The organism is Flagellimonas crocea (assembly GCF_033441595.1).
Taxonomy (GTDB): Bacteria; Bacteroidota; Bacteroidia; order Flavobacteriales; family Flavobacteriaceae; genus Flagellimonas; species Flagellimonas crocea.
This window is the reverse complement of record NZ_JAUZVX010000003.1, coordinates 100,460-114,817: the sequence shown is the minus strand read 5'-3', so window position 1 is coordinate 114,817 and position 14,358 is coordinate 100,460. Positions and strand designations below refer to the sequence as shown.

At 43.3% G+C, this 14,358-nt stretch carries 11 protein-coding genes; 10 read left to right on the top strand and 1 reads right to left on the bottom strand.

All coding sequences use genetic code 11. The annotated features are described in order from the left end of the window. Positions 1-34 precede the first annotated feature (34 nt). The 7 genes from topA to SD449_RS09925 all read left to right on the top strand — a co-directional run bounded on the left by topA (position 35) and on the right by SD449_RS09925 (position 9,677). Positions 35-2,518, top strand: coding sequence for a type I DNA topoisomerase (topA, locus tag SD449_RS09955; protein ID WP_318310356.1), 2,484 nt, complete (start codon positions 35-37; stop codon positions 2,516-2,518). A 1-nt stretch (position 2,519) separates the two neighbouring features. After that, positions 2,520-3,677, top strand: coding sequence for a formimidoylglutamase (locus SD449_RS09950; protein WP_318310355.1), 1,158 nt, complete (start codon positions 2,520-2,522; stop codon positions 3,675-3,677). Between the two features lie 121 nt (positions 3,678-3,798). Continuing rightward, positions 3,799-5,175: a T9SS ring complex lipoprotein PorK/GldK gene (gene porK / locus SD449_RS09945; protein WP_318310354.1), complete on the top strand. Its 1,377-nt coding sequence runs from the start codon at positions 3,799-3,801 to the stop codon at positions 5,173-5,175. A 94-nt stretch (positions 5,176-5,269) separates the two neighbouring features. Beyond that, positions 5,270-5,926: a type IX secretion system motor protein PorL/GldL gene (gene porL / locus SD449_RS09940; protein WP_318310352.1), complete on the top strand. Its 657-nt coding sequence runs from the start codon at positions 5,270-5,272 to the stop codon at positions 5,924-5,926. Between the two features lie 67 nt (positions 5,927-5,993). Continuing rightward, positions 5,994-7,565, top strand: coding sequence for a type IX secretion system motor protein PorM/GldM (porM, locus tag SD449_RS09935; RefSeq protein ID WP_318310350.1), 1,572 nt, complete (start codon positions 5,994-5,996; stop codon positions 7,563-7,565). A gap of 26 nt (positions 7,566-7,591) precedes the next feature. Then, entirely contained in the window at positions 7,592-8,494 is a 903-nt protein-coding gene (gene porN, locus SD449_RS09930; protein ID WP_318310348.1) for a type IX secretion system ring subunit PorN/GldN, read from the top strand. Positions 8,495-8,618: 124 nt separating this feature from the next. Next, complete coding sequence (locus SD449_RS09925) at positions 8,619-9,677, top strand: NAD(P)/FAD-dependent oxidoreductase (RefSeq protein ID WP_318310347.1); 1,059 nt, start codon at positions 8,619-8,621, stop codon at positions 9,675-9,677. On the opposite strand, the gene SD449_RS09920 is transcribed toward SD449_RS09925, so the two are convergent. Further along, positions 9,678-10,079, bottom strand: a complete 402-nt coding sequence (locus SD449_RS09920) for a DUF983 domain-containing protein (RefSeq protein ID WP_318310346.1) — start codon at positions 10,077-10,079, stop codon at positions 9,678-9,680. 65 nt (positions 10,080-10,144) lie between these two features. On the opposite strand from SD449_RS09920, the gene SD449_RS09915 reads away from it, so the two are divergent. From SD449_RS09915 to SD449_RS09905, 3 genes are all read left to right on the top strand, one after another. Then, positions 10,145-12,058, top strand: a complete 1,914-nt coding sequence (locus SD449_RS09915; RefSeq protein ID WP_318310345.1) for an ABC-F family ATP-binding cassette domain-containing protein — start codon at positions 10,145-10,147, stop codon at positions 12,056-12,058. A gap of 165 nt (positions 12,059-12,223) precedes the next feature. After that, on the top strand, positions 12,224-13,078 hold the full coding sequence (locus tag SD449_RS09910) for a leucine-rich repeat domain-containing protein (RefSeq protein WP_318310344.1): 855 nt from the start codon (positions 12,224-12,226) through the stop codon (positions 13,076-13,078). A 148-nt stretch (positions 13,079-13,226) separates the two neighbouring features. Beyond that, complete coding sequence (locus SD449_RS09905; protein WP_318310343.1) at positions 13,227-14,348, top strand: efflux RND transporter periplasmic adaptor subunit; 1,122 nt, start codon at positions 13,227-13,229, stop codon at positions 14,346-14,348. Positions 14,349-14,358 lie beyond the last annotated feature (10 nt).

Here is a 14,358-nt window from a genome sequence, read left to right as displayed (position 1 = left end):
TTTAATATACTTTTGTTCTCACAAAACCCAGTGCATGCCAAAGAATTTAGTTATTGTAGAGTCCCCCGCAAAGGCGAAGACCATTGAACGATTTCTAGGAAAAGAATTTCAAGTAGAGTCCAGTTTTGGACACATTGCCGACCTTCCCTCAAAAGAGCTCGGTGTTGATGTTGAGAACGATTTTAAGCCCAAATATACCGTAGATAAGGAGAAAAAAGCCTTGGTGAAAAAGCTCAAGGATTTGGCCCAAAAAGCGGAAACCATATGGTTGGCAAGTGATGAGGACCGGGAAGGGGAAGCTATTTCTTGGCATTTGGCAGAAGAATTGGGGCTGGACAAAAGCAAGACCAAACGAATTGTTTTTAACTCCATTACCAAATCGGCCATCCAGAAAGCCATCGAAAACCCAAGGGACATCAATTATAATTTGGTCAATGCACAGCAAGCCCGCAGGGTGCTGGACCGATTGGTGGGGTATGAGCTCTCACCTGTACTTTGGAAAAAAATAAAACCAGGTCTTTCGGCCGGTAGGGTACAGTCGGTCGCAGTTCGATTGATCGTGGAGCGGGAAAGAGAGATCGAGGCGTTTGCTCCCGAAGCTTCATTTAGGATCAAGGCGGAGTTCAAAACCAAGGGAGGGAATGCATTTGCTGCAAAGCTCAATACCACTTTTCCCACTAAGGAAGCTGCCGAAAAATTCTTGAAAGAAAATATCGGCGCAGGTTTTTCTGTGTCCGACTTGGCAAAAAAGCCAGCGAAAAAATCACCAGCAGCACCATTTACCACTTCCACCTTGCAACAGGAGGCTTCCAGAAAACTATATTTTTCGGTAAGCCGGACCATGCAAGTGGCGCAACGATTGTACGAAGCTGGTCTCATCACATATATGAGAACGGATAGTGTAAACCTTTCGAACGAAGCGTTGTCCGCCGCAAAAAGTGCCATCGTGGAAAATTATGGCGAGAAATATAGCCAGACCAGAAATTTTACCGGAAAATCCAAAGGCGCACAGGAAGCACACGAGGCCATCCGCCCAACCGATATGAAATTACAGTCTCCCCAGTTGGAGCGCGATCAGGCCAAATTGTACGAACTTATCTGGAAACGTACCCTGGCTTCGCAGATGAGCGATGCCCAGTTGGAACGTACCAATGTAAAAATAAAAGCGAGCACCCATAATGAGGAATTCTCCGCAAACGGAGAGGTCGTGAAGTTTGATGGGTTTCTAAAAGTGTACTTGGAAGGAACCGACGATGAGGACAGTGTAGAGGAGCAGGACGGAATGCTTCCGGCCATGGATGTTGGAGAGCCATTGCAAAATGTGTTCATCTCGGCCACCGAGAGATTCACAAGACCTCCGTATAGATATTCCGAGGCCTCCCTCGTGAAAAAACTTGAAGAATTGGGAATAGGTAGACCATCTACTTATGCCCCGACCATTTCTACCATTCAAAATAGAGGCTATGTGGAAAAGGGCACTGTTGAAGGTTCCGAGCGGAAATATATCCAATTGGTACTCGAAAAAGGAAAAGTGTCCGACACCGAGCTTGTGGAAACCGTGGGGTCGGAGAAAGGAAAAATAGTGCCCACGGATATTGGAATGGTCGTTAACGACTTTTTGGTAACCCATTTCACACAGATTTTGGATTATAACTTCACTGCCCAGGTGGAGGAAGATTTTGACGAGATTGCATCAGGTGATGAGGATTGGCAGGAAATGATGAAAAATTTCTACAAGGATTTCCATCCCAATGTCATCGAGGTCGAGGAGAACGCGGAACGGGCAAGTGGCGAACGTGTGCTGGGAACAGATCCGAAATCGGGCCGACAAGTATCTGTTAGATTGGGCCGTTTTGGTCCTATGGTACAAATTGGAACTGTGGACGATGAAGAAAAACCGGAGTTTGCAAGTTTGCTTCCAGACCAGTCCATTGCTACCATTACTTTTGAGGAAGCCATGACACTTTTTGAACTTCCAAGGAAATTGGGGGTGTATGAGGGTGAAGAAGTTGAGGCCAATGTGGGCAGATATGGACCTTATGTAAGGTTTGGAAAAAAATTCATTTCGCTGGCACAAGGAGAAAGTGCCTTTGATGTGGATATGGACCGCGCCATTGAACTGATCAAGGAAAAGCAAAAAGCCGATGCGCCGATTGCTACCTATGATGGCAAAGAGGTGACCAAGGGCAAAGGTAGGTTTGGACCGTTTATTAAATGGGACGGAATGTTCATCAATGTGAACAAGAAATACGATTTTGACGATCTTTCCGAAGGGGATATCGCTGAGTTGATCGAGGCCAAAAAGAAAAAAGAGGCCGAAAAACTGGTCCAGGAATGGCCCAAGGAAAAAATCAGGATAGAAAAAGCCCGTTGGGGAAGACACAATATAATAAAGGGTAGGGTAAAGGTTGAGCTCTCCAAGGATGTGGATGCCACAAAAATAACATTGGAAGAAGCACAGGCCCTACTGGAAAAGAAATCACCAAAGAAAAAAGCCAAGGCAAAAGCTAAGAAATAGTATGGCGTTCGATTTTTTGGTTCCGGTAAAGGACAAGGTGCTGGCACATTGTGAACTGTTGCCACAACAAGCATTGGGCAAAAACGTCCATATGCACACGGAAAAGGATGGGCTGCCCGTGTTCGCCCATGCCGATGTCGCCATCTTTGGCGTATTGGAATCGCGGAACGCATTCGAGAAAAAGCCGGAAAAGTTGGATTTGGACGAAGTCCGTATCCAACTGTACAGGTTGATGATGGGCAACTGGAACTCCAACATTATCGATATTGGTGATGTGGAGGAGGGCGATACCGTAGAGGATACCTACTTTGTTGTTAAAGAAATTGTAGCGGGACTCCTTGAGGAAAACATCATTCCCATAGTAATAGGTCTGACCCAAGACATTACATTCCCTACCTACCGTGCTTTTGATAAGATCAAGAACATGGTAAACCTGGTCTCCATTGACAGTCGATTCGACTTTGGTGAGGACGATGAGCTTATTTCCTCCCACTCCTACATGAGCAAGATCATCACCGATAAACCAAACAACCTTTTTAATTTTTCCAATATAGGGTATCAGAGCTATTTCAATGCCCAGGAAGAAAAGGATTTGATGGAGCGTTTATTTTTTGATGCCTACAGATTGGGGGAGATAGCGGCCAATATTGAGTTGGCGGAACCGGTATTGCGCAGCAGCGACATCGTGAGCTTGGACCTTAGGGCCATAAGGGCCGCCGAAATGGGCGGTTCAAGAAATTTTTCCCCGAACGGTTTTACGGGTAGGGAGATATGTGCCATTGCCCGATATGCCGGAATCAGCGATAAGGTTTCCCTGTTCGGTATCTACGAAGGGGAGAATTCCTATCAGGCCTTTCAAATGATCGCCCAGATTATTTGGTATTTTATAGAAGGTCTGAGCTTCAGAATAAAAGAATACCCCAGCTCCAAGAGCGAAGACTTCACAAAGTTTACTGTACCCACGGACACCGAAGAGCTTATCTTCTTTAAAAGCCATGTCACAGAAAGGTGGTGGGTAGAAGTACCAACAATTTTAGCGGAACATACTAAAACAAATTCGGTCGCGTTATTACCATGCACCGAAGAGGACTATCTGGATGCTTGCAACCAGAACATTCCCGAAAGGTGGTTCAAAGCTTATAGGAAAGGCTTGAACTAAATAAATTAAATTTTGACCATTAATTGTTTTTACACAATAATTTATTCAAAAATCAGTTTTGAGAGTAATGAATCTGTGTAGCGCAGTTTTAATCTTGAATCGAAATAATTTAACCTAAAGTATGAGAAAGCTATTCTTTTCATCTATAGCACTTGTTTTTTTGCTTACCAGTTGCGGCTCTAAATCAAGGTCAAAAGGTGAACTAGTTGGGGTCAGTGGAAAAAAGTGGCATCCAGAAAAACCCTATGGAATGGAATTGATTCCCCGAGGCGCCTTTGTTATGGGTAAAGCTGAGGAGGATCAGGCAAAAGTATTGAACGCCCCTACAAGAACGGTTACCGTACGTTCCTTTTATATGGACGATACGGAAATCACCAATAGTGAGTACCGTCAGTTTGTGGAGTGGGTCAAGGATTCCATAGTAAGAACACGATTGGCCATTTTGGCCGACGAACTGGGTATTAGCCCAGAAGATGAAGGTATTGGTGAGTACGCATTCAAGGATACGGATACAACCGAACTTTCCGTTTACGATAAGTACATGCTGGACAACTACGCAGGTCTTGGAGCCACTGGCTATGAAGGCAGGGCACTGAACAAGGATGTTGATTTGGTATGGGATACTTCCGAGTATCCGGATGAGTACTATGCTGAGGTGATGGATTCCATTTACTTGTCGGAAGAGGAAAGCTATAATGGATTGCGTTCCATTGACGTTACCAAATTAAAATACAAGTATAGCTGGATGGATATCGAAGCAGCGGCAAGAGCCAGAGCTGGTAACCGTAAGGATTTCATCAAGCACGAAGAATTGGAAATTTATCCCGATACCACCGTTTGGATTCGAGATTTCGAATACAGCTACAACGAGCCCATGCACAACGATTACTTCTGGCACGATGCCTACAGCGACTATCCTGTAGTTGGAGTAAACTGGATGCAGGCCAAGGCTTTCTGCAACTGGAGAACAAAATTTAAAAACGACGACCAAAAGAGCCGTGGAAAACAGTTTGTGAACCAGTTTAGGCTACCGACCGAAGCCGAGTGGGAATACGCGGCAAGAGGTGGAATCGAAGGAGGTACATATCCTTGGGGTGGTCCATATGTGATCAGTGATACGGGTTGCTTTATGGCCAACTTTAAGCCACAACGAGGAGATTATGCTGCCGATGCCGCATTGTACACCGTAGAGGCAAAATCCTTTGAACCAAACGATTACAACCTTTACAATATGGCCGGTAACGTGTCCGAATGGACAAATTCAAGCTTTGATCCCGGTGCTTATGAGTTTTTGTCCACTATGAACCCGAACATTGGTTCCCAGGACAATCAAAGAAAAGTGATCCGTGGTGGTTCTTGGAAGGATGTTGCATATTTCCTTCAGGTAAGTACCAGAGATTACGAGTACCAGGATTCAGCCAGAAGTTATATCGGTTTCAGAACTGTTCAAGATTACATGGGAGAAGAAGATTCTACCAACGGAAGAAGCGGATTATAACAAAAAAAAGACAACGAGAGAACATTATATAAATAACAAGTAAGAGTAGTAGTAACCCAATACTTATTTATATAACTTAATTAAAACTAAAATTATGGCACAGTCAAAATCAACAAAAAAGCTGTTTAACATGGCCTACGGGCTTGGGGCATCGGTAGTAATTATTGGTGCATTGTTCAAGATCCTTCACTGGGAGTTCGGACCACTTACAGGTGGACTTCTTCTTGCGGTCGGACTTATTACTGAAGCATTGATCTTCGCTATCAGTGCATTTGAACCTGTGGACGACGAATACGATTGGTCCTTGGTTTATCCTGAATTGGCCGGTGGTCAACAAAGCGCTTCCAAAAAACAAGAAGCAAAGGATGCCCAAGAAGCGGAAGGACTTCTTTCCAAAAAATTGGACAACCTTCTTAAGGAAGCCAAGATCGATTCTGAATTGTTTACCAACTTGGGCGAGAGTATCAAGAGTTTTGAAGGTGCCGCTAAGAATATCACTCCAACAACAGATGCTATTCAACACACCAAAAAATACTCTGAGGAACTATCCCACGCTGCAGCTCAAATGGAATCTTTGAACAGCTTGTACAAAGTACAATTGGAAAGCGCAAGCAGACAAGCTTCCATCAACGAGGAAGTAGTACAGAACGCAGGTGCATTGAAAGACCAAATGCAGTCCTTGGCCACAAACCTATCTTCCTTGAACGGAGTATATGGTGGAATGCTAACAGCCATGGGAGGAAAAAACTAATTAGAGATTCTGATATCAACAGAAAACAAACCAAATCAAATTAATTATTAAATCTAATTAGAAAAACATGGCAGGAGGAAAACAAACACCACGTCAGAAGATGATCAACCTTATGTACTTGATCTTCATCGCGATGTTGGCCCTGAATATGAGCAAGGAAGTACTTGCGGCTTTCGGACTAATGAACGAAAAGCTGGAAACTTCCAACACCAATATGGACGCCAATAACTCAACGTTCTTTGCAAGCTTGGAAACCAAAGCTTCTGAAAACGAAGAAGAGTACGGCGAACTGTATGAGGATGCTCAGCAGATCAAACAACTTTCGGATAACTACTACAGCTATCTGGAAGGATTGAAAAAAGAAATGACCGCAGATCTGGAAGACGACAAAGATTATGTGGTTATGGACAAGTCTGATTACTTGGACCAAAAATTCTTTCAAGGGGACAATTTGGGCCCAGAAGGGAAAAAGTTCATGGAGCAGATTGAAACGTACCGTGAAGGCGTAATCAACGCTTTGCCCGCAGAAGGTTTCGAATCTTTGAAATCCGGAGTTAAAGCACGTTTTGCCACAGGTGGTGAAGACGGAAAAGTCGAGAAGAGAGATGGTACACGCCAAGATTGGATCAACTATCACTTTGAAGGGTTCCCATTGGTGGCCTCTTTGACCAAGATGACCCAGTTGCAGGCCGATATCAAAACCACTGAGCAAGAGGTGTTGAAGACCCTTTTGGAAGGTGAGTTGACCGAAGCGGTTTCCTTGACCAACTTTGAAAGTACATTGGACGCACCCAAAACAGCATATTACGCAGGTGAAAAGTACGATGGTAAGATCATTGTTAGCAAAACTGACAAGACCTCTACTCCTGTAAAAGCTGAATTGACTTTGGATGGAAGACCATTGACAGAAGGTAAGGATTACGAATTGGAAGCTGGTGGTATCAAAATGTTGATCAGTGCCGGTACTCCTGGTGACCACACCATTAAAGGAACCATGACGTACATGCAGGATGGACAGGAAGTGCCAGTGGAGATAGACAATACCTTCGCCACTATTTCTATGCCTAACGCAGCCGTTATCTCCGCAGATAAAATGAACGTGGTTTACCGTGGTGTTGCCAACCCGATGACCATTTCCATTCCTGGTATTCCAGATAACAAGGTGTCCGCAAATGCTCCTGGTTTGACCAGAAGAAGCGGAAGCCAGTACATCATGAACCCAGGTACAGGAAGATCTGTGACCATTACCGCATCCGGTACATTGCCAGATGGTAAAGGAATCAGCACCAAGTCTGAATTCCGTATCAAGGATATTCCAAGACCAAGCGGAACTGTTCGTGGAGAGTCCGGTAGCGTTAAGATGCCAAGGAACAACCTGGAAATTTCTACTGTAAGCGCTATGTTGGAAGATTTCGATTTTGACTTGAACCTTGCTGTAAGCCAGTTTAAGTTCAAAGTTCCTGGTCAACCTACTGTAGTTGTAAACGGAAACAAATTGGATGCCAGAGCCAAATCTGCACTTAAGAGAGCAGATAGAGGCGAGTCTGTCCAGATATTCGATATCCAAGCTTACATCACCAACAACAAGAGCTACAAGTTGAAAAAAGTATCTCCTGTAGTGGTTGAGCTTACAAACTAAGAAGTATAAAAAGTATACAAGCAATCATGAATTGGAAAAACGCATTATTAATTGGATTGTTGGGCATATTGCCAGTATCAATGATGGCGCAGGCAAACATTTTGAATGCCAAGTTGCCCGAGGATATAGGTAAGAAAACCCAAGCTCAGATAGAGCACGATGCCGATGAGCCCTTAGAATACGGTTACGTGGACGATAGGGATATCCTCTGGTCCAAAACTGTATGGGAAATCATCGATCTTGACGAGAGAGTTAACTTTCCATTGTATTACCCAACCGATACCATAGGTATTGGGGCGGATAGAAGGTCTTTGTACCACGTTTTGATGAAAAACATCAGAAACGGCAACCTTACCGAGGTATATGCAGACTCTTACTTTACCGAGAAGAGAAAGCTGGAAGACCTTTCCGCAACCTTGCGTAAAGTGGATACCACCGACCTTGGATATGAACAATTGAATGCTGGTGAGCAAATATCCCCAGAGTTTATCAACAAAAGGGATCTTACCGCGGCCGATATTGAAGAGTATCGCATAAAAGGAATCTGGTATTTCGACAAACGCCAAGGCGAACTTAAGTATCGCTTGTTGGGAATCGCCCCGGTTGCTCCTGACGTAAACTTCATCGATGATGAGTCTATCGACCCAGGAGAGAACAAGGTAGAACTGTTCTGGGTGTGGTACCCTGCGGCAAGGCAAATTTTGCACGATGCCAAAGTGTACAACCAGCGCAACTCTGCAAGGCCTCTTTCTTTTGATATGCTATTGAACGCACGTCGATTCAATGGAGTGATCTACAAAGAGGAAAACGTTCACGAAGATCGTGAGATCAGTGATTACATATTTGATAATGCATTGTTCCAGCTCTTGGAAGCCCAACGAATCAAAGAGGGCATAAGGGACAGGGAACAAGATATGTGGGCATATTAAATAGGACCCATAGAATATTCCAATTCAATAAAGCAAAGCGCCGCACCTTTTCGTGCGGCGTTTTTTTTGCATCAAACTTGGGGCCATATGTCAGGAAGATCTATCAGATGCCTAATTTTGCACTATGTATGATTATATTGTAGTAGGTCTGGGTCTGGCAGGAATCTCCTTTTGTGAGGTCTTGGAAGAACACGGAAAAACGTTTAAAGTGATTGCGGACGATTCACAGAAAGCTTCCCAAGTAGCGGGCGGTCTGTACAATCCGGTGATTTTAAAGCGGTTTACCCTGGCTTGGAACGCAAAACAACAGTTGGAGAATGCCAAGCCATTTTATAAAAGATTGGAGGCAAAACTTGGCGTAAAACTGGATTATGAGCTTCCGGTACTGCGAAAATTTGCATCCATTGAAGAACAAAACCTATGGTTCGAGGCTGCCGACCGGCCAAATCTGGATTATTTCCTTTCCACCAAAATCCTTCCGAACAACAATCCATCCATTGATGCGCCCTATGGTTTTGGCAAAGTAAAATATACCGGCAGAATCGATACAAGAACTTTGGTGGATTCCTATAAGGACCATCTTGAGGAAAAGGGACAATTCTTGCCAGAATCCTTCGATTTTGAAGCGTTCACAATTTCGGATAAACACGTTGAATATAAAAGTGTCACCGCACAGAACATTGTTTTTGCCTGTGGGTACGGCCTCAAGCAAAACCCGTATTTTGGGTATTTGCCGCTGAACGGCACTAAAGGGGAACTACTTATCATCCATGCTCCGGACTATAAAGAGGATAACGTGATAAAATCTTCGGTTTTCACCATTCCTATGGATGCCGATGATATGTATTTGGTGGGAGCTACGTACAAGTGGAAGGACAAGACCAACACACCGACCGAGGAGTCCAAAAACGAACTTTTGGAAAAATTGAAAACTTTTTTAAAATGTGATTTTGAGATTGTTGACCATGTTGCGGGAATTCGTCCTACCGTAGTGGATCGTAGGCCCCTTGTGGGCAGGCATCCAGAGCATCCAAACCTATATGTCCTCAACGGATACGGTTCCAGAGGTGTTTTGATCGGTCCTTATGCTTCCAAACAATTGTTCGATCATATAGAAAAGCAAACGGTTTTGGATCCCGAAATGGATATCCAACGCTTCACCAAGAAATATTATTCCAACTGATCAACCTTTTACAGCCTCATGTTTTTTGACCGAGGTTGGGTCGTATTTCACAAAAAAGTTGATCCAAATGTTTCTTGACAACCGTATGATTACGGGCATAAAAACTACCAAAGTAACTACGATGGATACAAAAGTAGCGGGCAAAGAAGCGCCAAGGAACAAAAATGAAATTACAAAAGCCGCTACGGCAAAAGCGATGCCCACGCCATAGCTCACGTACATGGCGCCATAAAAGAACGACGGCTCTATTTTATATTTCAGGCCGCAGTGCGAACACCTTTCGTGCATGCTAAAAATTTTGGACAGCACATAGGGATTGGAATTCTCATACATGCTCTCTTCATGGCATCTTGGACAGTTTCCTGTTAAAATGCTGTACATTTTGGTTCCTTTTTTTAACATTTGCACGGCTTTTGTACAAAGGTATAAATTCGCCAACTAATGTTTTGTAATCAAGGTCACATATAATGCTAAATGTCCATAATTTATCCGTAGCCTTTGGAGGAGAATATTTATTCGAGGAAATATCATTTCGTCTTAACGGAGGGGACAGGGTAGGACTTATCGGAAAGAACGGAGCGGGAAAATCAACAATGCTGAAACTTCTGGCCAAGGAAATGCCCTTGGACCAAGGTGCCATAGCCACCGAAAAGAACATTAAAATAGGTTTTCTAAAACAGGATATCGATTTTGAAGAAGGAAGAACAGTACTGGAAGAATCCTATCAGGCATTTTCGGAGATCAAGGCGATGGAGCTGAAATTGGACGAGATCAATACCGCACTGGCAGAGCGTACGGATTATGAGAGTGATGGTTACCACCAGCTCATGGTGGATTTGAACGATGTAACGCACCGCTATGAAATTTTGGGCGGTTACAACTATCAGGGCGATACCGAAAAGGTGCTTTTGGGCCTAGGTTTCAAGCGAGAGGATTTTGATAAGTTGACCGACACGTTTTCCGGTGGATGGCGTATGCGTATAGAACTGGCAAAACTACTGCTACAGAACAACGATGTATTGTTGTTGGATGAGCCTACCAACCACTTGGATATCGAGTCCATAATCTGGTTGGAACAGTTCCTTCGGAATTTCACAGGTGCCGTGGTGATCGTGTCCCACGATAAAATGTTCTTGGACAACGTGACCAATCGGACCATTGAAATCTCTTTGGGCCGGATTTACGATTACAACAAACCCTACTCCCAATTTTTGGTCCACCGAAAAGAAATCAAGGAACAGCAACTGAGTGCCCAAAAAAACCAAGAAAAACAGATTCAGCAGACCGAACGGTTGATAGAAAAATTCAGGGCAAAATCCAGTAAGGCGTCCATGGCACAGTCCCTTATCAAAAAACTGGATAAAATGGAACGCATAGAGGTGGACGAAGAGGACAACAGCGTGATGAACCTCCGATTTCCCGTATCCGTGAACCCAGGCAAAGTGGTGGCCGAGTTGGAGGGCGTATCCAAAAGTTACGGCCCTAAAAAAGTGCTGGAGGATATAGACCTGATGGTGGACCGTGGAAGCAAAACTGCCTTCGTTGGACAAAACGGACAGGGAAAGACCACCTTGGCCAAAATCATAGTCGGTGAACTGGATTATAAAGGAGATCTGAAAATTGGCCACAACGTGCAGTTGGGATATTTTGCACAGAACCAAGCCGAATATCTTGATGGGAGCAAAACCATCTTAGATACCATGATAGATGCCGCAAACGAAAAAAACCGAAGCAAGGTAAGGGATATCCTGGGTTCCTTTTTGTTCCGGGGCGATGAGGTGGACAAATATGTAAAAGTATTGTCCGGTGGCGAGCGCAACCGCTTGGCCTTGGCCAAAATGCTCTTGCAGCCCTTTAACGTGTTGGTAATGGACGAACCTACCAACCACCTGGACATCAAATCCAAGAATGTGTTGAAACAGGCCCTTCAAAATTTCGAAGGCACCCTGATCTTGGTTTCCCATGACCGGGACTTCCTCCAAGGATTAACGGACCGGGTCTATGAATTCAAGGATGGAGGTATCAAAGAATACTTGGGAGATATCGATTTTTACTTGGAACAGCGTAAAATGGATGATTTCCGGAGTGTTGAAAAGGGTGATCCAAAAAAGGAAGAAAAGGCCCAAGAAAAAACCAAGGAAAGCGATTACCATACACAGAAGAAGCAAAAATCCCTGAAAAATAAGCTGAGCGGGGTGGAAAAAAGAATTTCCAAGTTGGAAAAGGAAATTGCCGAAATTGACCATGAGCTCCTTATGGACTACGATGCAACCATTGCAAAACCGGACTTTTTTGACAATTATGAGGGAAGAAAGAAAGATTTGGACTCCTTGATGAAGGAATGGGAAAAATTGTCCCATGAGCTGGAATCTTTGGAATAGAAAAAAACCTACTTTTTCACCACTTATTTTGATGGCTTCACAACAAATTACGGTGCTTTCAACGATTAAATTTGTAAGATGTTTCTCATTTTTCTTACTTTGTAGGTAAATTCCCTACAATTAATTAAGATAATGATACGTAAAGCCATTTTTTTCTTTTGTCTGATGTTTTCGACAGGTGCATCCTTCGCCATCGGACAGGTAACCCCCAAAGAAAAATCTGCCTTGGTAGACCTGTTCAACAGTACCAACGGTAAAGAGTGGAATACTTCTTGGGACTTAACGGCATCCGTGGACACATGGAAGGGAGTAGAGGTGGATAACGGCCATGTGGTCGGTATAACCTTGTTCATGAACAACCTGAAAGGCACACTTCCAGAGAGTATAGGAAATCTAAAACATTTATCCCATTTAAACCTATCTTTTAATCAAATCACTGGGGTACTTCCAAAGGATTTGGTAAAACTGGAAAAATTAAAAGTTTTCCGATTGGAGATGAACCGTGTTAAAGGGGCGATTCCCGAAGGTATCGGAAATTTGTCCGAACTGGAGATATTTTCAATGTTCAACAATTTTTTGACCGGACCCATACCGGAATCCTTTGGCAATCTTAAAAAATTAAAGGAGCTGAACCTTTCCAGTAACAATTTGGATGGTATCATTCCCAAATCCATCGGTAATCTTTCAAATTTGGAAGCACTGGGACTGTTCGAGAACAAGTTGGAAGGGGAAATACCATCAGAAATAGGAAATTTGGGCCAGCTAAAGGAGTTGGTCTTGTCCAATAATCAGTTGGGCGGGAACATACCCGAAGAATTTGGACAGCTGGCTAGTCTACAGATATTACAGCTTCAAAATAATAAGTTCAATTCGTTCAATGCAATACACAATATGAATGTGGGACAGTTTTTGGTTTTCGATACCGATGACCATAACTTAAATCCCAAGTTTAAGAACATTCAGTTGGACCGTACTCGAATGGCCGATACCAAGTTCGAGGATGAAAACGAAAACGAGTAGTTAGTTATTACTTTAGTTTGTTTGGTTTGGGGATGCCGTTTGGGGTCCCCTTTTTGCATTTGACCATGTTTAAAACGCATTTTATGAAATATTTAACCATTGTAAAAAATGTAGAAGATAGATTTGCAACGATTAAACCAACTAACGAATGCGAAAGCTAATTATATCGGCAGTGGCCGGGGGAATACTCATTTTTGCTTCACTATATTTTGCAGGCCTCATAGCTGGAAGCAAAGATAACAGAAGACCACCCTCACAAAAGGTGGTAAAGACAGTTTTTGTTGATACCGTAAAGAACAGTACAGTCCCTATTACAGTGCCCGCAAACGGGAATCTCAGGGCAAAAAAAAGACTGGAGCTCTATTCAGAAGTTCAGGGTGTATTTAGGGCAGGTAGTAAATTGTTCAGGACAGGACAAAAGTATTCGGCAGGTCAAACCCTCATTAAAATAGACGCCAACGAATACTATGCCTCGGTGCAATCCGCCAAAAGTAACTTTTATAACTTGCTTACCTCCATTATGCCAGATTTAAGATTGGATTACCCCGAAATCTATCCGAAATGGCAGGAATATCTGAATAGTTTTGATTTGGAGAAATCCACACCGGAACTACCCAAAATGGACAGCGAGAAGGAGAATTTCTTTATTACGGGCCGGCAGATAATTTCTACCTATTACAATGTAAAAAACTTGGAACAGCGTTTGTCTAAATATATTATTACCGCACCATTTGATGGAATTTTGACTGAGGCCCTTGTTACCGAGGGAACCTTGATAAGGACCGGACAAAAATTGGGAGAGTTCATCAATATAGGAGTGTACGAACTGGAAGTTTCCGTGAGCAAGACCTATGGCGAGTTTTTGAAGGTCGGGAAAAAAGTAGAGCTCACCAATTTGGAAAAAACCCAACAGTACAAAGGTGAGGTAATCCGTGTAAATGGAAGTGTGGACCAAAACTCACAGACCATAACCGTGTATATCGAAGTTAGCGGAGATGACCTGAAAGAAGGCCAATATTTGGAAGCTAACCTAGAGGCAAGGGAAGAAAACGATGCCATAGAGATCAATAGGTCACTACTGCTAGAAAATAACCAAATTTTTGTGGTCAGGGATTCCATTTTGGACTTAATGGATGTCAACCCAATATTCTTTACAGATAAGACCGTGGTTCTTAAAAATGTTCCCGACGGTGAAGTAATCGTATCCAAACCAATAACCGGTGCCTATGCCGGAATGCTGGTTAAGATTTTTGACGATAGTAAATCCTAAACCACCTCAA

Bases quoted from the DNA above. Each gene is read 5' to 3' on its own strand.
- topA (WP_318310356.1), top strand. From the start codon at position 35: ATGCCAAAGAATTTAGTTATTGTAGAGTCCCCCGCAAAGGCGAAGACC.
- SD449_RS09950 (WP_318310355.1), top strand. From the start codon at position 2,520: ATGGCGTTCGATTTTTTGGTTCCGGTAAAGGACAAGGTGCTGGCACAT.
- porK (WP_318310354.1), top strand. From the start codon at position 3,799: ATGAGAAAGCTATTCTTTTCATCTATAGCACTTGTTTTTTTGCTTACC.
- porL (WP_318310352.1), top strand. From the start codon at position 5,270: ATGGCACAGTCAAAATCAACAAAAAAGCTGTTTAACATGGCCTACGGG.
- porM (WP_318310350.1), top strand. From the start codon at position 5,994: ATGGCAGGAGGAAAACAAACACCACGTCAGAAGATGATCAACCTTATG.
- porN (WP_318310348.1), top strand. From the start codon at position 7,592: ATGAATTGGAAAAACGCATTATTAATTGGATTGTTGGGCATATTGCCA.
- SD449_RS09925 (WP_318310347.1), top strand. From the start codon at position 8,619: ATGTATGATTATATTGTAGTAGGTCTGGGTCTGGCAGGAATCTCCTTT.
- SD449_RS09920 (WP_318310346.1), bottom strand. From the start codon at position 10,079: ATGTTAAAAAAAGGAACCAAAATGTACAGCATTTTAACAGGAAACTGT.
- SD449_RS09915 (WP_318310345.1), top strand. From the start codon at position 10,145: ATGCTAAATGTCCATAATTTATCCGTAGCCTTTGGAGGAGAATATTTA.
- SD449_RS09910 (WP_318310344.1), top strand. From the start codon at position 12,224: ATGTTTTCGACAGGTGCATCCTTCGCCATCGGACAGGTAACCCCCAAA.
- SD449_RS09905 (WP_318310343.1), top strand. From the start codon at position 13,227: ATGCGAAAGCTAATTATATCGGCAGTGGCCGGGGGAATACTCATTTTT.